Here is a 19672-nt window from a genome sequence, read left to right as displayed (position 1 = left end):
GTTATTTCGGTGGGCTTTCCGAATTTGAATACTAATGCATCCCGCCATTCTTGTACTAAAGAGTCAAACTCCACAAGTGCATCAAATCCGAGTGATGCACGCCTTAATTCTCGTTCAGGCTGGGTTTTACTTTTCATTCTACCATAAAGAGCCCTGTAAGAAATTAGTTTCAAGCTGTGTTCATGTGAGCTTACAAGCTTATCACTCTTTATAAGGAACTTTATTTTCGCACCAAGTTTGTCGTTATGGTATTCAAATGGGCTTTCTTTTTTTTCCATACTGAATAATTTTACGTGCGACTTATTAGTGCTTTACAATTCGTCAAACTCATTTATTTTTTTCAATTCTGCCTCTAACAGTTCCTTAGCACGTTTGCGCATTGCCCTGGCAACATCTGAGTTTGTGTAAAATTTTAGGGCTGATCTTAAACTGGGACGAGATGACTTAAATTCTTTTATGATTTTATTCTTCATCTCACTTGCAATTAATATCTCTTTCATATCTTTACAATTGTTAATTATGTTTTGTAATTCGTTTTGTTCTTTACAAATATATACACAAATTGAAAACAAAAAAACGTTTTTACGTAAAAAAGTTCACATTTTTAAAACATTATGGATAAGTCATTGATTTTAAACAGATTAAAAAGCATAAAAAATTTCAATACCGATACAGAATTAGCGAATTTTCTTAATATAAGTAGAAGTACTTTGTCTAATTGGTATTCAAGAAACTCAATTGACTACGATCTTTTGTTTTCAAAATGTGAAAATGACATAGATATTAACTGGCTTTTAACCGGTAATGGATATAATATAAATAGTGCTAATAACATTGTTGCTGAATCAGTAGAAAGCTATAGAAAAACAAAAGATGCGATATACGAGATTCAAAGAGTACCATTGTTTAATCTTGAAGCAACAATGGGATTGGTTCCTTTGGTTGATGGTAACGGTATTGATGAAGAAAAAGTTATTGACTATATTTCTATACCAAGTATGCCGTCCTGCGATGGTGCGATTTACGCATCTGGTGATAGTATGTATCCTTTGTTAAAATCTGGTGACATGATAGCTTACAAACGTATTGCAGTAGAAAGAGCACAGATATTTTTTGGAGAAATGTATATAGTAGCTGTCAAATTAGACGAATACAGTACTATGAAAACTATAAAGTTTGTTCATCAAAGCGAATTAGGAGACGAATACGTGAGGCTTGTAAGTCACAATCAACACCACAGTCCTAAGGATGTAAAACTAAGTCAAATAGCCGCAATCGGGCTTGTACGAGCTTCAATAAGGCTACATAACTAAGTAATTAACTGATTTATAGCGCTTTGCGCATAATAACAAAGTGTAATTAATGAATTAAAGGGGGGCTTTCAGCCTTATTTTTATACTTTTTTGGTTTTAAAGTGTAATTACGGGGTGTTTTCCAGTACTTTTTTTTGCATCCATGAGGTAAAGCAAGAGGTAAAGCATTAAGTAAAGCAATACAAAAAATACCGTTTTTTGAAATGTCGTTTAAATACTTTTAAAAGGCTTTAAAAACCTGTTTAAGTTTGCTTAATAGAATAAAAAAAAAGCCGTTAAACGCTTTGTTTTACGGCTTTTATAGTAGTTTTGAGTATATATCCTCCCGGGTATGGTAATTACTTCTTTATAACGAACCTTTTTGGCTTTTTTAATGGTAGTAAAACGGTAGTAAAAAGTAATTAATGAACATTTTAATTTTTTTCTTTTTTCGACCTTTTTTACTGTGAAGTATTGATTTTATTGGACTTTTCGACCTTTTTTATATTAATGTATATTGTATATTTGATTTATAGCCCTATACAAAAGCAGATTTACGGATTACAAAAATTAAATTCAAAATAATCGTTTTTTGATATTTAAACGGGTATGTTTTTAAAAATACAATAACACATTTTTTAATTTACTCATTAAAAAATCAGGGTTAAAAACCAAAAATAATAATCAAAATACGTTAATTCTCACTTTTATTTTAAAAAAAATAACAACCACCCCCTATAAAACAGGGGGTTGTTGATAAAATAAAAACCAAACATAAAAAAACACTCAAATCGCGTACTGAATTTAAAGAAACAAAAACACTCGTTTAATTCTTACAAAGAAAACATCCTAAACCAATATAAATCTCATTGTTTTCATACTCTAAAATTAAAAAAGCCTGCTCAAAACGAACAGGCTTTTATAACTCTACAAATAAATAGCGTCTTATTCTTTATCATTATATTTTCTTAAAAAATCACGAACCTTAATTCCGGATTGCTTTAAATCTGTCTCTTTCCAATTACCTTCGGATTTAGCTGATTTTTGCAAAATGGAGCAGGTCTCATCTTTATCAGAGACCGACCAGGTAATCCAGCTTAGTTTTCGATCTTCCATCCATTCAATATATTCCTGCCATGCATTCATATTGAGAGGTCCGTCTCCAGTAGCCTCCATACCGGCAGATTCTGAAATAAAAACAGGCAAGCCACTTTTTATTGCTGCATCAGTTTTATCCCTTAGCTCTTTGCCATGTGTAGCCGCATAGAAATGCATAGTGTACATTAAATTATCAAATCCTCTAATAGGATCAGCAGCAGGCAAATCAATGTCCTGATCCCAATGTGGGCAACCAACTAAAATAATATTGTCAGGATCGTTTTCCCTGATAACCTTGATTACTTCTTCGGCATAGGCCTTAACTTCCGGCCAGGTTTCATGATCAGGCTCATTAAAAACTTCATATATTATATTAGGATATTTACTGTACTTTTTAGACATCTCCGCAAAAAAGACCTTTGCTTCTTTAAGATTAATGTTATGGCTATGCCAATCGATAATCACATATATATCTGCTTTTATAGCTCCTTTTATAACTGCTTCAATTTTATCTTTCGAAAACTGCGGTTCCTTTATATATGACATTTTTCCTAATTCAATTCCCATAGCAGCACGTACGATATTACAATTAAAATCCTTTTTTAGCCATTTGACTGCTTTCTCATTGTAAAATCTCGGCCACATGCTATGCCAGCCAAAGCTCATTCCCCTCAAAACCACGGGCTCTTTATTTTGATCAACTAACTGAGTCCCGAGAACACTTAACTGTCCATGCTTTTTTACAAATTGGGCATTGGCAAAACTGCAAATCAGTAATAAAAAGATAAAATAAAAATTATTGATGGACTTCATAACATTTTTTTTAAGGAATTAATCTCAACGTAATTACATCATGGGAAGCCAGTTCAGCTGTATAACTCTTTTTCGTACTTCCTGCCTCTTTATTTTTCCAAAGATCTTTCAATTTGTAAACCTTCTTATCAAAATCGGCTTCAAACCCAAAATCTGCATCTCTTATCAGATGTTTTTTCCAATCAAAATTAATCTTTTTAGTTACTTCGCTTCTATTTAAAAAAGTAACCGCCCAATTTCCGTCAGATAATGGTTTTGCCCAAACCTCCAAGCCATCTTTTGCCAGATATTTAAACCCCTGAATCCCTAATTTATCCTGATTTACAGCAATCAGTTCTTTGTTTGTTAAAATTGCCAGTGTTTCTTTAGACATTTTTCTGAAATCATTTCCGCTAAACAATGGAGATGCCAGCATGCACCATAAACTAAAATGGGCTTTGTCTTCGGTATCATTCATTTCATTTCCCACTTCCATCATATCAAAATCATTCCAATGATCAGGTCCGGAATATTTTCGGATGTCTTTACGCATGTCTGCAATTTTCATGAATCCCCAGGACGACCAGTTTTCAGGGTGTTTGAATTCGCAGTCAAAACATGGGTAAATATCTCCGGAAATCCTCCAAAGGTTACCAACCGGTTTTCCCCACTCCCATGGCTGATTATCGCCCCATTCGCAAAGACTAAAAACAATTGGTCTACCGGCTGTTTTTAAGGCATTACTCATTGTTGTATATGCTTCCGGAGCAGTAATTCCTTTTGTATTACACCAATCGTATTTTAAGAAATCAATTCCCAGTTTAGCATAAAATCGCGCATCCTGATATTCGTAACCGCGTGTGCCCGGATAACCCGCACAAGTGTGAGTACCTGCACAATTGTACAGGCCAAACTTAAGACCTTTGCTATGCACATAATCTATAACAGCTTTCATTCCGTTTGGAAATTTAACCGGATCGGGTACTAAATCTCCGTTTGCATCCCGTTCTTTCGCCATCCAGCCATCGTCCAATACAATGTAGTTGTAGCCTGCAGCTGCCATTCCTGAAGAAACCATAATATCAGCGGTTTCTTTTACTAGTTTCTCGTCGATATTAGTTGCAAAAGTATTCCATGAATTCCAGCCCATTGGTGGTGTCATTGCCAAACTTTCAAATTTTCCGCCTTTTTGTACATGTGTATTTCCCTGACTAATGCCTAACATCGAAATATGCAGAGCCAACACTAAAATTATTTTTTTCATTTTTTAAATTTTAAAATACTTTATAAAAAATGTTCCCTAATTTTTCAATCAGGGAACATTTAGACTAACTCAAATTAAACATTTTTTATTTTACAAAAATCCTACATCATCTATATAGAAAACACTTCCTGGGGTAAGTGAAATATTAGAAAATTCCTGAATAAATACATTATCAAATTTTCCTTCAGGCAAAAGATCAGGATGCAAACTTGAAATAGGAATCGAAATATTATTCCATTTCCCTGGCTCCAAAGTAACAGTAGTACCTTTACTTGAGTCGTTTCTATCATTATTTACTGTAACCATAATCTTTGTGCTTTCGGTAGGAAAAATAGACATTTTAAGAAATTGATAATCTCCACTATTTAAGATTACACTAGATCCCATATAAAGTCCATTCCATGGAAGTGCCACCTTTTTAATTGAATATGTCCCCCTGCTTACATTTTCGGTACTTTGAAATTCAGGCTGGGCATCCCAGCCCCATCCCGATCCTTTTAATGAATCTTCGTATAGTAAATACTTAAGACCTATGCCACTTGGAGCAGACACACCAAAGTCAGTCTCTACCACAATAAGAGCATAAGAATCAAAATCAGCCGGAACAGTTGCTTTTATTTCTGTTTTGGACACTACAGTAATTGCAGCCGACGTAGATCCAAACTTTACACTCTTCACTTTTACAAAATTCTGTCCTGTAATGGTTATAACATCACCAGGAGAAGCTAAAACTTGTGAAAGAGTTGAAATTACCGGAGCCGGAGGGGTTAACTCAATTACATTATCTAAAACATCTACAAATCCATTAGTCCCATAATAATCTAACCCTGGAGCTGCCTTGTCAGAACCATTTACTTTTAAAACTCCATCGGTAACATTGATACCCAATAGATACAAGTCAGGATTTACTGTATTTGCCATAGTCGCATACTCTCCTGTTTCCAAATAATCAGCTTCGACACCTGTGAGTTTTCCAACTCTCTTTTTTACTCCTTTAACAACATGACTTAAAACAAGCTGTTTTAAATATTCAACCGGAACCAAATTAATATCCGGATATCCCAAATCATTTACATACCCATTAGCCACCAAATAAGCATCGAAAGCAGTGTTATTAGGAACAAAATAGGTGTAATCATCTGATGTATTCAGGGTTGCTTCTAAACCAGCTAATGCTATAGCCTTAGTAAATGTAGTCAAGTTACTATTTGCCTGAAGCAATCCGTAAACTGTATTATAATTTTGTTCTGCTCCTCCAATATCTTTAATTTCATTATCGCAAGAAGAAACTGCAGCAACCAAAAAGATACACACAGCAATATGTTTTACTTTATTATATATATTTTTCATAAATTCTCTTTTAGTTTTTAATTATGGATTCAAATGAATGAAATCAACTGACTATCGAATTATTTTTTAGAATCTGTCTCAATTATTTCAACACAAATCCAATATTATCTAAATAGATAACATTTCCTCCAAATCCTCCAAATTCCTGAAATCCAATATTAGATATTTCCGTTGGATTACCGACTTCAGCATATGGTATTTCAAAATAAGTCCAAGTACTTTTGATCTCAATTATTTTAGTATTCGCCGAAACATTAACATCATTAGCAAAAAACTTCATTTTTCCTGCTTTTTCACCTTTAATCCAAAATCTTATTGCCTTAAATTTATCTGTATCATGATAAGACCAGTTATTAATACCAATTACATAACCATTCCATTCTCCCGACGTCCATCGAATACACTTTTCCCCTTGTTTAACATCTTTATCATAAGCTTTATTAAGCGGATTCTCATCATCCCACAAATCTTCCCAACCCCAAATATTAGTAGGAGCATCATCATAAATTCCCGAGCCAATGGTTTCTTGGGCTACTGTTGTTCCAGATACATTTGTTACTGATAAATTTTTCAAATAACTCCCATCGGGAACTTTTACTTTTAATTCAGTCAATGATTCCGAAATCAGTTCTGCTTTTGTGCTTCCAAAATTTACAGATGGACGTAAAAAATAATCTCCTTTGATTGTGATTATATCCCCATCATTAGGATTAACCGGAAAACCTGTAATACTTGGACTTGGTGGCCTGACAGCTATCTTATAGTTCAAAGTACCCCCATTAGTAACGATTTTCATTTCGTCCATTTCATTGTAATATGGTGTTTTTTGATCTACCAAAATGACGATTGCATTATCTGTTACAAAAGTTGGATTAAAATAAGACTCTAAACCGTTAAATGAAATTGATTTTAATGACGCAAAACCAGACCCTCTAATTATATAATAATTTCCTGCATTAATAACATCTGTAGGAACATCAACTTGCCTATCTCCTTCAATCAAAGGATCATCAACAACAGATTTGCTTACTCCGGTTACTTCTAACTTCCTTGAAGAATTGCCCGAGTCATCATTTGAACATGAAGCGAACAGTAAAATTGAAATCGAAGCCAAAAAACACAACTTCAATAACATTCTATTTTTTATATTTTTCATAGTATTTACTTTTAAAAATTAGTTAAAACTGTAAGGAACCGGAGCCTCTTTCAATTTTGGATTTTTTCTAACTTCTATATCTGGTTTTGGATAAATAAAATCAGTTGCTGTCGGTGTATAATGCTTTACTCCCTGAGAATCAAAACCTCTGTCCTGCTGAGAAATTATACTAATCGCTTCCTGACGCGGAAGTCTTCCTAAGTCAAACCAATATTCTCCTTCAAAAGCAAACTCTACTCTGCGTTCATGAAATAAAGCCGTTTTTGTTAAAGGAACATTATTTCCTAAAATATCAAGACCTGCTCTAAATCTTACTTTATTATATGATTCTTTTGCGGCAGGATTAGTAGTTTCAGCTGCTCCTGCCATAATTGCCTCCGCATGAATTAACAAAAGATCAGCATAACGCATAATATAATTGCAATTGTTCATTCCTCCCCATTGGTCAGCCGGTCCGGTCTCTCCCGTAACTTGCCCCACTACGTATTTCTTAACCGCTGCACCTGTATTACCCAAAGCATCCGGATATTTAGTCTGATCCATCACAAAACCCACAACACCATCTCCTTTAATGTTAGGGTAAGAATCTCCGTAAATCATAAAAGACTCTTTTCTTCTTACATCACCAATTTCAAAAGCATCCTGAACATCATTTGTTGGTACATAAGTAGCTCCATAAGAAGCATTATCGTTCAAAATATCCAAACCATACTGAATGTTAGAAAAGTTTCCTCCACCATACGTATTTATTGCACCAGACCATTGCCATGAATAAATAGACTCTTCGTTATTATTTTTACTAGTCAAAAATAAATCTGCGTAATTTGGCAACAAACCAAACTCACCTGAGTTAATCACTTTTTCAGCCATTGTTTTAGAATCAGCGTATTTTTTTTCATATAAATACACTTTAGCCAAAAATGCTTCAGCAGAACCCTGAGTCACAAAAATATTCTCACTTCCAGCGGTTCTTGATCTCACTTTTATTTTAAGATTTGCTGCAGCATATTTTAAATCGTTTTCAATAAATGTATAGACATCTTCTATTCTATTTGTATTTACTAACGGATTCTTTGCTAAAGCCAAGTTATCCTCAATAATAGGCACCGGTCCATACAAGCGAACCAAATAAAAATAAGCTATCGCTCTAAAAAAATGTGCTTCGGCGATAGTGTTCTTAATCACAGCCTTATTCACATTTGAAGTAGCGTTTTTTTCAATATTATTAATTAAATTATTGGATTGAGCTACAATTGCAAAGCAAGCTCTCCAAGGATCTAACAAAATAGGGCTATCAGAGGTTAATTTAAACTGTATTAGCTCTGGCCCATCTGCATATGCGATACAGTTTCCTGAAGACAACTCAGACAAAGCATAAAAGTTTTTGGTGTAATAAGGCGCCCACATTGCGCCATACATACCATAAGTAGTTCTTGCCACCTGTTCATCAGTACTATAAAATTCTTCACTGCTGTAACTATCTTCAGAAGGGCGATCCAGGAAATCTTCACTGCAAGAAGTGGTTACCAAACCTAGCATTAAAAATAAAACTAAGGTCTTTATATTGATATATTTTTTCATAAGAGTAGTAATTAAAATTCTAAATTCATTCCAAAAGTAAAACTACGATTTGTTGGGTAACGTCCTGAATCAATTCCTGATAACAAAGGATCTTGATTGTAAGACCCCACCTCTGGATCGTATCCCGTATATTTAGTAAATGTGTAAAGATTTTGAATACCTAAATAAAATCTTAACTTACTAATACTAGCTTTTGAAAGTAAATCTGAAGGCATGTTATAACCTAAAGTTACCTGTTGAATTCTCAGGAACGAACCATCTTCAACATAGCGATCAGAGATTGCTATATTTGGATGTCCATCTCCACCATCAGGTCTTGGATATTTTGCATCCGTATTTTCAGGTGTCCAAAAATCTGCAGCTTCAGCCAATTGGTTTTCATACAAACGTTGGTTTTTAGTACCAGCACGTCTTGTTAAGTTCATTACTTTATTACCATAAGATCCTTGTAAAAAGACTCCTAAATCAACATTTTTGTACTTAAAAGTATTATTGAAACCATAAGTAAATTTCGGCTGCGGATTCCCTATATAAGTTAAATCCTTCTCATCAATTAATCCGTCTTTGTTTTGATCTACATATTCAACATCACCCAGCTGACTTTTTACCGCTTTGTTTCCGGTAAACGGAATAGGTGCATTGGCTAATTGCTCATTACTTCTGATAATTCCAACTGCTTGATATCCATAAAACTGACCAACAGGCTGTCCTACTACTGTTTTGGTAACTGCTTTAGTAGTATAATCATTAAGCAATACATCTTTTGTTAAATCAAAATTATCCTGTAAGCTCATCAGTTTATTTTTATTGGTAGTAAAAATTACTTTTGAACTCCATGAAAAATCTTTTCCAAACTTCTCATTGTAATCCAATGTCATTTCAAAGCCCTGGTTTCTTAAACTTCCTAAATTTACTTTCGGCGCCCCTAAACCTCCCTGATAATCATCTGTACCAGTAACATAATATGGCAATGGTAAGACAAATAAAAATCCTGCTGACTGTTTTCTGTATACATCAAATGTTGCCTGAAGTTTTGAATTAAAAAGTGTAAAATCCAAACCTAAGCTTGTTTGTTCAGAGGTTTCCCATGTTAAATCAGGATTTGCAATATTATTAACAGTAAAGAAATTACCCATTGCCGATTTTATAGCACGAACCGTACTCATATAACCCCCACCGCCAATGTTTTGATTTCCAGTCTCACCGTAACCTCCTCTAATTTTGATGTTATCAATATATTCTTTAGTCCCTTCCATAAAACTTTCGTTTGAAAGTTTCCAATAGCCTGAAACCGAAGGAAAGTAACCCCATTTTTGACCTGGACCAAAATTAGAACTTCCATCTGCTCTCATCGTAGCCTGCAACCCATAACGATTATTATAATCATAATTAAAAGTTCCAAAGAAAGAGTAAAAAGCAGAACTGCCTTTATATTCTGAAGCCACAATGGTATCAGGATCACCTAAACTAATAGAATGCACATCATTACTCACCAAACCAGAAACGGATTGCGAATTTCCGAACCAATGACTATCATTAGCCTCTTGAGCTCCTAAAATGTTAAAATGGTGATTACCCATATCAAACTTGTAAGTTAAAACGTTTTTAATATTAAGTTGATACCAATTGTTCGCTCTCTCTGTCAGCTGATTTGTTTCTCTAACTGCAGAACCCCATTTATAAGTAGGCTGAAAACCTTCGAAATTATCAATATTAGTAGATCCGCCAACATCAAATCTATATTCAAGCCCTTTTGCTAATCTAAAACTGGCGTAAAAATTTCCTATAAAGCTCTTTTTAATCAACTTATTAGTATTCATCAAAGCCGAAGCCACAGGATTAATCCAAACTCCAATAGAACCATCAGCTGGTGGACCTGCATAATTCCCATCAGTATCTTTTACTGCTACATCAGGAGTAGACAATATAGAAGTACTGATAATACCATTACTTGCACCATTAATTGTTATATCTTCATTTGTTATACCAGCCCCAAGAGAAACACCAACCGTAAGCCAATCTTTTAGCTTGCTGTCAACGTTGGTTTTAAAACTATATCTTTTAAAAGCAGAGCCAACAACAATACCTTCCTGATTAGTGTAACCTCCAGAAATATAATAGCTAGTTCCTTCTTTTGCACCCGAAAAAGAAACCTGATGATTGTTCATTATCGCAGTTTTATAAATCTCATCCTGCCAATTTGTTCCATTACCCAAAACAGACGGAACAGCAAATTCATCTCTCGGATCTACACCGTATACCGCAGCCAAAGCATTTTGCTGTGCAGCATATTGGCTCAAAGTCATAGTATCCAACAAACGAGTTACATTTTGAACAGAGAAGTACGAATCATACGCGATTTTGCCTGTTCCTTTTTTACCTCTTTTCGTAGTAATAATTACAACCCCATTCGACGCTCTGGAACCATAAATAGCCGTAGCAGATGCATCTTTCAAAATATCCAGTGTTTCAATATCATTAGGATTTAAGAAAGCAATAGGACTAGAAGTTACGTTTCCTGTATTCGCACCTAAATATCCCGTAACAATTGAACCTCCGGTAGCAGTATTTGCTGCATCTCCAGAAATTGGAATACCATCTACAATATACAATGGCTCATTAGTTCCTGAAATAGAAGTAGTTCCACGTATCTTAACTGAAACGCTACCTCCCGGCTGTCCGGAATTGTTCGTAACTGTCACCCCTGCAGCACGTCCTTGTAACAATTGATCAACAGATACTTGTGGAGAATCTGCAAAATCTTTAGAAGTAACTGTAGAAATAGCTCCTGTTAAATCCTTTCTCTTAACACTTCTATATCCAACGTTCACCAAAACTTCACGTAAATCTTCGGCACTTAGTTTTAAAACGACATTAATTGTCCCTCCATTTTTAACATTGATTGTCTGAGTAACATATCCGATGAAAGACACAGTAATAGTGGAATTTGCCGGCACCTCTATAGAATATTTACCGTCAAAATCTGATGAAGCAGTCTTTTTCGCACCTACAACCGCAATGTTTGCTCCTGGTATCGATAATCCCTTATCATCAGAAATTACTCCTGTTACCTTTACCTGAGCAGTAATAAAATTACTCGTCAGTAACAGAAATAAAATCAATGGAATTGCTCTGTGGTTAGCATTCCAATGAATAAAATTTGTCATTAATTTTTTCATAATAAATGTTTGGTTAGTTTAAGTTTGAATACTTCTATAAATACCGCAAAATCAAGTATGATTTTTAGCAGTTTTATTTTAACAAATCTATAACAGAAGCATACATGAAGTTAATAGTATTATATCATTTAATGATAATATTTTTACTTTAGTAATTTAAAAAAATACATAGTGTAAAAAAAATGATTATTTTTTGCATTATTGTCAATAAACCCCTATACAGACCCAACAAACAATAAATAATAATTAATGAAATTCAAAAAATTAAAACGATTTCGTTAAAAATAATATTTGTTTATGTAAAAAAAGTATCATTTACAATATACGTTTCAAACCTGAAAAATCTTCCCTATATTGACTGGGCGTACAATTTTTGATAGCTTTAAAACTACGATTGAAGTTGGCAATATTATTGAATCCGGATTTAAAAGCAACTTCTGAGACACTCATGTCTTTTTCAACGAGCCAACGGGCAGCATATCCAATCCGGATATCATTAATATAGTTTACAAAAGTTTTTCCGGTACGTTTTTTAATAAACCGGTTAAACGAAATAATAGACATGCTTGCTACATTAGCAGCATCCTCCAAAGTAATTTTATCCGAAAAATGCTTTTGCACATATTCATAAACCAGCTTCATTTTATCATAATCATCAAAAGTATCATAATCTACTGTGTAAGTAGATAGCAGTCTTTGATTTCTGGAATTTGCCAGATCATATAACAACGAAGTAATTTCCAAGAAATAATCCATACCATCTAGCTTAGAGAGCTTTATAAGTCTGGGAGTTAATTCTTCGGCAACTTTTTTTGAAAACAGAATACCATGGATAGAACGATTAAACATATCCCGAATCGGATTCATAATGCGCCTTGAAAGCAGTGATTCATGAAACAAATCGTTATGAAACTGGATCGTGATTTCATGAATTTTTTTACTTGTACATTTATTTAACTCCCAGCCGTGATATAAATTCGGACCAATCAAAACCAATTCGACATTGTCAATTTCTTCAATGTTATCCCCTACAACTCGCTTCACCCCTTTTCCGTTTAAAATGAAATTAATTTCAAATTCGGGATGATAATGCACCGGAAAATCAAAACTATCTTTGATCCTGTCGAATACCAAAAAGCTGTCTCCGCTTGACAAAGGCGCAATCTCTCTGTAAAAATTTTTAGCTGTACTCATCTTTATTCTATATTTAAAACATCATGAAACAATAAAACCATTTGCAATAATATGATATATAATTGATAAAATAATATTAATTACACGACAAACATACTTTTATCTTTGGAAAATATAATTATCAATTATTTAAAAATACCAAAAACAATAAATGGTAATGATTTTTAATCTTTATTATTTTTACAGTATTAACAATTCAGGAGTTAAAAATATAAATGCACCTTTTTTTGAAATACTATTTCATTTTTTCAAAATGCCCTTAATATTTTTAGCTTTAATGCTTAATCATTTTTAAAATAAATTATGCTAAAACCGCCCTTATTCCTTATTATACTTGCTTTTATTTGGATTTCCTGTTCTACAAAGGCTACAGCTACTGATACAAATTTGTCACTTTCGGATAAAAAAGCTACAAAAGAAACGACTGTTCTTTACAAAAAACTACAACAACTGACTACTAAAGGTTACATGTTTGGGCATCAGGACGATCTGGCTTATGGGGTAAACTGGAAATACGAACCGCTTCGAAGCGATATAAAAGATGTTACCGGAGACTATCCCGCAGTGTATGGCTGGGATATAGCTGGTCTGGAAAATGACAATCCCAACAACATTGACGGAGTTCCTTTCGACAAAATGAAGCAATTTATAAAAGAGGCAAATGAACGAGGCGGGATATCAACAATTAGCTGGCATTTTGACAATCCGGCAACCGGAAAAAATGCCTGGGACAACACACCAAATTCACTAAAAACCATATTGCCGGGTGAAAAAAATCATGCTAAGTTCACATCATGGCTCGATAAGGCTGCCGGTTTCTTTTTGGCATTAAAAGATAAAAAAGGAAAAAGCATCCCTATTCTTTTCAGACCTTACCATGAATTAACCGGAGGCTGGTTCTGGTGGGGAAAAGGAAATTGTACCCCTGAAGAATTTAAAGCTGCATGGAAATTCACTTTCGAATACCTGCAAAAAAAAGGAGTCCATAATTTAATTTATGTTTACAATACTAGCAGTTTTAATTCTAAAGAAGCTTTTTTAGAAAACTATCCCGGCGATGATTATGCCGATATTTTAAGCTTTGACACTTATCAAAATAATGATGACAAAAACGGTGAAAAGTTTATAACCGAAGTACAAAGCCAGCTTAAAATCATAAACGAAATTGCTCAAAAAAACAATAAATTAATTGCATTGGCAGAAGCTGGTTACGAAGCCATTCCTGATTCAAAATGGTGGACAGGTACTTTTTCTAAAGCTATTGGCGATTATAAAATTTCGTATGCTTTGCTCTGGAGAAATCATGGCTGGCAGGAAAAAGAACAAAAAATGCATTATTATGCTCCCTACTCGGGTCAGGTAAGTGAAAAAGATTTTGTCGAATTTTACAATCTTGAGAAAACTTTATTTGAAAAAGACATTCAAAAAGTTTCAAAGAAATAACTAACTAAACCAAACTACAACCTTAAAAAAGAAACTAAATGCACGACAAAATCAGCTTAAAAGAAAAAATAGGTTACGGACTCGGAGACGCAGCTTCTTCTATGTTCTGGAAAATCTTCAGTATGTATCTCCTGTTTTTCTATACCGATGTTTTCGGACTGGCACCAGCTGTAGTAGGAACCATGTTTTTAATTACCCGGATCTGGGATTCCTGTTTTGATCCAATTGTTGGAATTATAGCTGACAGAACCAAAAGCAAATGGGGAAAATTCAGACCCTATTTACTATGGGTCGCCATACCTTTTGCCGTTATCGGAGTCCTGACTTTTTATACTCCGGATTTTGATGAAAAAGGAAAAATAATATACGCCTACGTAACATATTCTTTAATGATGATGATTTATTCGTTGATCAACGTTCCGTATGCATCACTTTTGGGCGTAATGTCTTCTGACCGAAAAGACAGAAACACGTTATCCTCTTACCGAATGGTTTTTGCCTTTGGAGGAAGTCTTCTGGCGCTTTGGTTAATTGAACCACTGGTAAATTATTTCGGTGGGAACCTTAATTCAAAAACAGGCTGGCTGGCTACAATTGCCATATTCGGAATTATAACAACAGCGTTTTTCTGGGCTTGCTTTTTTTGGACAAAAGAAAGAATAAAACCCATTGATGAGGAACAAACCAATTTAAAAGAAGACTTAAAAGATTTACTAAAAAACAGACCCTGGTGGATTTTACTGGGAGCCGGAATCGGGGCTTTGGTATTCAACTCAATCAGGGACGGGGCAGCAGTTTACTATTTTAAATATTACGTAAGCAGCAGTGTAAATTTTGATTTTTCGCTTTTTGGAACAGATTTTCATATGACGCCAACTTCTATTTATCTGGTATTAGGACAGGCTGCCAACATCATCGGAGTTATCATTGCTACTCCAATTGCGAACAAAATTGGCAAAAAGAAAACCTTTTTTGGTGCTATGGCTTTAGCAGCAATCCTGAGTTTAATTTTCTATTTCTTCGGAAAAGAAGACGTTTTCTTAATCATGAGTTTTCAGATATTAATTAGTATCTGCGCCGGCTGTATCTTTCCTTTGATCTGGTCGATGTATGCTGACAGTGCTGATTATTCTGAATGGAAACAAGGGCGAAGAGCAACCGGGCTGGTTTTCTCAGCATCTTCAATGTCACAAAAATTCGGATGGACAATTGGTGGCGCCGGAGCAGGATGGCTTTTGGGCTACTATGGTTTTCAGGCAAATGTTGAACAGACAGCCACGGCTCAAAACGGAATTCAATTAATGTTAAGTATACTTCCGGCGATTGCTGCAGCAATATCTGTCCTTTTTATAGCATTCTATCCTCTATCTGAAGAAAAACTGCAAACCATAGAACAAGATTTAAACGAAAAAAGAGACCAAAAAATTTAAAAATACAGATTTAGAAATCAATTTATATGACAACAATAGCGAACGCTACATTTCAGGATAGAAAAGTAGCATTAGAAAAGGAACATCAGATACTCATTGAACAAAAAAACGAGCCTCAAAATACAATAGGAAACGGTATTTACCAGCGTTATAAAAATCCGGTAGTGACAGCTGCTCACGTCCCTTTAAACTGGCGTTTCGATTTTAACGAAGAGACAAATCCATTTTTGCAGGAGCGTATCGGAATGAATGCTGCGTTCAATGCCGGGGCAATCAAATGGAACGGAAAATATTTGCTGGCTGTGCGTGTAGAGGGAATTGACAGAAAATCATTTTTTGCCATCGCCGAGAGCCCAAACGGAATTGATAATTTCAAATTTTGGGAAAAGCCATGCGTGATTCCACAAACTGAAAAACCGGATACCAACGTGTATGACATGCGTTTAGTAAGCCATGAAGACGGTTGGGTTTACGGAATTTTTTGTACAGAAAGAAAAGACCCAAAAGCACCAAAGGGCGATACCAGTTCGGCTGTAGCCAATGCCGGAATTGTGCGCTCAAAAGATTTAGTAAACTGGGAAAGATTACCTGATCTGATTTCGAACACAGGTCAGCAGCGCAATGTTGTATTGCATCCTGAATTCGTTAACGGAAAATATGCCTTGTACACGCGCCCGCAGGATGGCTTTATTGATGTTGGAGCTGGCGGCGGAATTGGTTTAGGCTATGTTGATGACATGAAAAACCCGGTTGTAAAAGAAGAGACCATTATTTTCGGAAAACAATATCACACAGTTTACGAATTAAAAAACGGTCTGGGCCCTGCCCCTATCAAAACCGAAAAAGGATGGCTGCATCTGGCACATGGCGTTCGTAATACGGCAGCAGGTTTACGCTACACTCTGTATATGTTTATGACCGATTTGAATGATATTTCGAAAGTTACTCATGTGCCTGCAGGTCATTTTATGGGACCTGAAGGTATCGAAAGAGTTGGTGATGTCTCAAATGTGTTATTTTCTAACGGCTGGATCGAAGACAATGACGGAACTGTTTATATCTATTATGCTTCATCGGACACCAGAATGCATGTTGCGCTTTCTTCTGTAGAAAAATTGGTTGATTATGTTACAAATACTCCTGCTGACACCTTTATTTCTGCGGGTTCTGTAGAAACAATTATCAGTCAGATTGAAAAAAACAACGCAATATAATTCGTCGTGTCATTGAAACTACAGCAACTTAAAACTGAATTATCAGCAGAACTTGATGCTATCTTAGCATATTGGTCAAAAAATACAATCGACAACAAAAAGGGTGGTTTTGTTGGTCAGATTGATGTTAATGAAGATACAATTGCTGATGCTGATAAAGGTTCTGTATTGAATGCCCGAATTTTATGGTCGTTCTCTGCCGGCTATCAGGTTACGAAAAATGAAGAGCATAAAAAGATGGCAGAACGTGCTTTTAAATATCTGGCAAATCATTTTTATGATCCTGAATTCGGAGGTTTGTTTTGGAGCATCAATGCCGATACTACTCCAAAAGATACTAAAAATCAAATTTATGCTTTGGCTTTTGCCATTTATGGATTGTCTGAATATTACAGTATTTCAAATGATAAAAAAGCATTAACTATTGCAATCAATTTGTATTTAACGATACAAAAATACAGTTACGATCCTGTAAACAAAGGCTATCTCGAAGCTTTTACAAGAGAATGGCAGTCTATTGAAGATTTGCGCCTGAGCAGTAAAGATGCTAACGAAAAGAAAACCATGAACACGCATCTGCACATTATTGAAGCTTATGCGAATTTATTTAAGGTTTGGAAAGATCCAAAACTGCAAAGTGATATTATTGAATTATTGCAAACCATCGAAGAGCATTTTATCAATACCAAAACAGGGCATTTGCATTTGTTTTTTGATGAAAACTGGGTTGAAAAGCCGGATGTTATTTCGTACGGTCATGATATTGAAGCAGCCTGGCTTTTATTACAGTGTGCTGAAATTTCAGAAGATGAAAACCTGATTGCCAATTACAAAAGGCATGCTATTCAAATAGCAGAAGTTACTCAGGAGGGTTTAGACAGTGACGGCGGTTTGTGGTATGAATTTGACCCTGAAAAAAACGAACTGATTACAGAGAAGCACTGGTGGGTACAGGCGGAGGCCTTAATTGGTTTTTATAATGCGTACCAATTAACCCGTGACGAAAAGTTTTTAGACATTGTGCTGAAAAACTGGGAATTTATAAAAAAACACATTTTAGACCAACAACACGGAGAATGGTTTTGGGGAATTTATAAAGATTACAGCCTTATTCAGAAAGACAAAGCCGGTTTCTGGAAATGCCCTTACCACAACAGCCGTGCCTGTCTGGAACTTATGCAAAGAATAAAAACTTAGATTACCAATACACAAACTATTCAGATTAAAATGGCGAATTTAAATCTGAAATATTAAACCGGAATGTTGATTGCTCTCTGTCCACACAATGAAGATTTTTCATACCGGAACTTTATTAACTGATAATATGATAATATTGAAGTTAAGCTATCAAAATAAATTAAAATGAAAAATACATTTCTAAAAACAGCATTTTTGAGCTTCTGGTTTTTGGCACTTACAGGCTGCTCATCTGATAAAGAATCAGATAACGAAGTTATAGTTGATCCGCCCACACAGGATGATCCTCTGACTACACAAAATGCCCCAAATTATATGGCCGATGCAAACGCATCCAAAGAAACGATAGCACTATTTTATAACTTAAAGAGACTAGCTAAAACTAAAATAGCTATTGGACAACAGGATGCTTTTAACAGCTTTTATCAGGATGCCGGAGGTGATTCGGACATTAAAAAAAACTCAGGTTATGACCCTGCGCTTTTAGGTTCGGATTTTATGTTTATTACCGATAAAAGCAATAATAATCAATCGGACAACTGGTTTTTCCAACAGGAACAAAAAATTATCAACGACACAAAAGAAGCTTATGCAAAAGGAATGATTAATACCTTTTCCTGGCATTTGAGAGAGCCTGATAATGAAGAATCTTTTTATGTTTCGGATATGACAACCGAGCAAAAAAATACAGCTTTTAAAAGTATCTTGCCTGGTGGAGCTAACCATGAATGGTACAGGAAAAAACTGGATAAGGTAGCCAGTATATTCCTAAATTTAAAAGGTTCAAAAGGTGAATTGATTCCGGTAATTTTCAGGCCTTTTCATGAATTTGACGGAAGCTGGTTTTGGTGGGGAGCTAATTTCTGCACTCCGGAAGAATACAAAACTGCCTATAAATTTACGGTTGAATATCTTAGAGACACTAAAGGTGTTCATAATGTTTTATATGCTTTCTCTCCTGATAATTCATACACTACCGAAGCGAATTATTTAAGCCGCTACCCCGGAGATAAATATGTTGATATTTTAGGAATGGATAATTACGGTGATTTTGATAATCAGGGTGCAACAGGAGCTGCCAAGGCAAATACTAAATTAAAAATCATATCGGATCTGGCAAAAACGAAAGTAAAAATTGCAGCCTTAACCGAAACAGGTTATAGAGTGACAAGTTCAAACACTCCTATAACCAATTGGTTTTCTACGTATTTGTATGATGCTTTGACATCAAATAGTATCGAAGTGAGCTATATGATGATTTGGAATAATGATAAAAATGGATATTATGTTCCAAATTCCAGTGTTTCGAATGTGGCTGATTTTAAAACCTTTGCCTCAAAACCCAAATCGGCATTATTGAATTCGTTGCCGAAAATGTATGAATTACCAAAATAGTTTCTTAAACAACGTAAATTCCTAGCCCTGATAGGAGTGAAAATCCTTTTGTGCCGGGGTTCGGCACAAAAGATTGAAACGTATAGC

Annotated in this window: 15 protein-coding genes; 6 read left to right on the top strand and 9 right to left on the bottom strand. The window is 34.9% G+C overall.

Annotated elements, in window-relative coordinates; translation table 11 throughout:
• Nucleotides 1-278, bottom strand: a 278-nt coding sequence (locus GXM17_RS16885) for a hypothetical protein (RefSeq protein WP_163400550.1), incomplete at its 3' end; no start/stop codon positions are given.
• Nucleotides 279-311: 33 nt separating this feature from the next.
• Entirely contained in the window at nt 312-500 is a 189-nt protein-coding gene (locus GXM17_RS16880) for a hypothetical protein (protein ID WP_163400549.1), read from the bottom strand.
• Between the two features lie 114 nt (nt 501-614).
• Between GXM17_RS16880 and GXM17_RS16875 the strand changes: the two genes are divergently transcribed.
• Complete coding sequence (locus GXM17_RS16875; protein WP_163400548.1) at nt 615-1313, top strand: LexA family transcriptional regulator; 699 nt, start codon at nt 615-617, stop codon at nt 1311-1313.
• A 924-nt stretch (nt 1314-2237) separates the two neighbouring features.
• Here GXM17_RS16875 and GXM17_RS16870 read toward each other — a convergent pair.
• The 7 genes from GXM17_RS16870 to GXM17_RS16840 all read right to left on the bottom strand — a co-directional run bounded on the left by GXM17_RS16870 (nt 2238) and on the right by GXM17_RS16840 (nt 12906).
• Nucleotides 2238-3203, bottom strand: coding sequence for a glycoside hydrolase family 5 protein (locus GXM17_RS16870; protein ID WP_163400547.1), 966 nt, complete (start codon nt 3201-3203; stop codon nt 2238-2240).
• A 10-nt stretch (nt 3204-3213) separates the two neighbouring features.
• Nucleotides 3214-4446, bottom strand: a complete 1233-nt coding sequence (locus GXM17_RS16865) for a glycoside hydrolase family 27 protein (protein ID WP_163400546.1) — start codon at nt 4444-4446, stop codon at nt 3214-3216.
• Between the two features lie 90 nt (nt 4447-4536).
• The gene (locus tag GXM17_RS16860) at nt 4537-5796 is read right to left on the bottom strand and encodes a fasciclin domain-containing protein (protein ID WP_163400545.1); all 1260 of its coding nucleotides are present in this window, start codon (nt 5794-5796) and stop codon (nt 4537-4539) included.
• Nucleotides 5797-5878: 82 nt separating this feature from the next.
• Nucleotides 5879-6952, bottom strand: coding sequence for an IPT/TIG domain-containing protein (locus tag GXM17_RS16855; RefSeq protein WP_163400544.1), 1074 nt, complete (start codon nt 6950-6952; stop codon nt 5879-5881).
• A gap of 18 nt (nt 6953-6970) precedes the next feature.
• On the bottom strand, nt 6971-8533 hold the full coding sequence (locus tag GXM17_RS16850) for a RagB/SusD family nutrient uptake outer membrane protein (RefSeq protein WP_163400543.1): 1563 nt from the start codon (nt 8531-8533) through the stop codon (nt 6971-6973).
• Between the two features lie 11 nt (nt 8534-8544).
• The gene (locus GXM17_RS16845; protein WP_163400542.1) at nt 8545-11712 is read right to left on the bottom strand and encodes a SusC/RagA family TonB-linked outer membrane protein; all 3168 of its coding nucleotides are present in this window, start codon (nt 11710-11712) and stop codon (nt 8545-8547) included.
• A gap of 315 nt (nt 11713-12027) precedes the next feature.
• Nucleotides 12028-12906, bottom strand: coding sequence for an AraC family transcriptional regulator (locus tag GXM17_RS16840; protein WP_163400541.1), 879 nt, complete (start codon nt 12904-12906; stop codon nt 12028-12030).
• A 303-nt stretch (nt 12907-13209) separates the two neighbouring features.
• On the opposite strand from GXM17_RS16840, the gene GXM17_RS16835 reads away from it, so the two are divergent.
• The 5 genes from GXM17_RS16835 (at nt 13210) to GXM17_RS16815 (ending at nt 19585) form a co-directional block, all read left to right on the top strand.
• On the top strand, nt 13210-14349 hold the full coding sequence (locus GXM17_RS16835) for a glycoside hydrolase family 26 protein (protein ID WP_163400540.1): 1140 nt from the start codon (nt 13210-13212) through the stop codon (nt 14347-14349).
• Nucleotides 14350-14387: 38 nt separating this feature from the next.
• Nucleotides 14388-15779 carry an MFS transporter gene (locus GXM17_RS16830; RefSeq protein WP_163400539.1) on the top strand — a complete coding sequence of 464 codons (1392 nt, stop codon included), beginning with the start codon at nt 14388-14390 and terminating at the stop codon, nt 15777-15779.
• 26 nt (nt 15780-15805) lie between these two features.
• Nucleotides 15806-16993, top strand: a complete 1188-nt coding sequence (locus tag GXM17_RS16825) for a glycoside hydrolase family 130 protein (RefSeq protein ID WP_163400538.1) — start codon at nt 15806-15808, stop codon at nt 16991-16993.
• A 6-nt stretch (nt 16994-16999) separates the two neighbouring features.
• A complete protein-coding gene (locus tag GXM17_RS16820; protein ID WP_163400537.1) occupies nt 17000-18190 on the top strand; it encodes an AGE family epimerase/isomerase in 1191 nt (396 codons plus the stop codon).
• A gap of 165 nt (nt 18191-18355) precedes the next feature.
• A complete protein-coding gene (locus GXM17_RS16815) occupies nt 18356-19585 on the top strand; it encodes a glycoside hydrolase family 26 protein (protein WP_163400536.1) in 1230 nt (409 codons plus the stop codon).
• Nucleotides 19586-19672: the final 87 nt, after the last annotated feature.

The organism is Flavobacterium fluviatile (assembly GCF_010645065.1).
GTDB lineage: Bacteria > Bacteroidota > Bacteroidia > Flavobacteriales > Flavobacteriaceae > Flavobacterium > Flavobacterium fluviatile.
The sequence above is the reverse complement of the archived record's forward strand: the minus strand, read 5'-3'. Positions and strand labels throughout refer to the sequence as shown.

What these genes read in the sequence shown, in the direction of transcription:
- GXM17_RS16880 (WP_163400549.1), bottom strand. Translation starts at nt 500, where the DNA reads ATGAAAGAGATATTAATTGCAAGTGAGATGAAGAATAAAATCATAAAA.
- GXM17_RS16875 (WP_163400548.1), top strand. Translation starts at nt 615, where the DNA reads ATGGATAAGTCATTGATTTTAAACAGATTAAAAAGCATAAAAAATTTC.
- GXM17_RS16870 (WP_163400547.1), bottom strand. Translation starts at nt 3,203, where the DNA reads ATGAAGTCCATCAATAATTTTTATTTTATCTTTTTATTACTGATTTGC.
- GXM17_RS16865 (WP_163400546.1), bottom strand. Translation starts at nt 4,446, where the DNA reads ATGAAAAAAATAATTTTAGTGTTGGCTCTGCATATTTCGATGTTAGGC.
- GXM17_RS16860 (WP_163400545.1), bottom strand. Translation starts at nt 5,796, where the DNA reads ATGAAAAATATATATAATAAAGTAAAACATATTGCTGTGTGTATCTTT.
- GXM17_RS16855 (WP_163400544.1), bottom strand. Translation starts at nt 6,952, where the DNA reads ATGAAAAATATAAAAAATAGAATGTTATTGAAGTTGTGTTTTTTGGCT.
- GXM17_RS16850 (WP_163400543.1), bottom strand. Translation starts at nt 8,533, where the DNA reads ATGAAAAAATATATCAATATAAAGACCTTAGTTTTATTTTTAATGCTA.
- GXM17_RS16845 (WP_163400542.1), bottom strand. Translation starts at nt 11,712, where the DNA reads ATGAAAAAATTAATGACAAATTTTATTCATTGGAATGCTAACCACAGA.
- GXM17_RS16840 (WP_163400541.1), bottom strand. Translation starts at nt 12,906, where the DNA reads ATGAGTACAGCTAAAAATTTTTACAGAGAGATTGCGCCTTTGTCAAGC.
- GXM17_RS16835 (WP_163400540.1), top strand. Translation starts at nt 13,210, where the DNA reads ATGCTAAAACCGCCCTTATTCCTTATTATACTTGCTTTTATTTGGATT.
- GXM17_RS16830 (WP_163400539.1), top strand. Translation starts at nt 14,388, where the DNA reads ATGCACGACAAAATCAGCTTAAAAGAAAAAATAGGTTACGGACTCGGA.
- GXM17_RS16825 (WP_163400538.1), top strand. Translation starts at nt 15,806, where the DNA reads ATGACAACAATAGCGAACGCTACATTTCAGGATAGAAAAGTAGCATTA.
- GXM17_RS16815 (WP_163400536.1), top strand. Translation starts at nt 18,356, where the DNA reads ATGAAAAATACATTTCTAAAAACAGCATTTTTGAGCTTCTGGTTTTTG.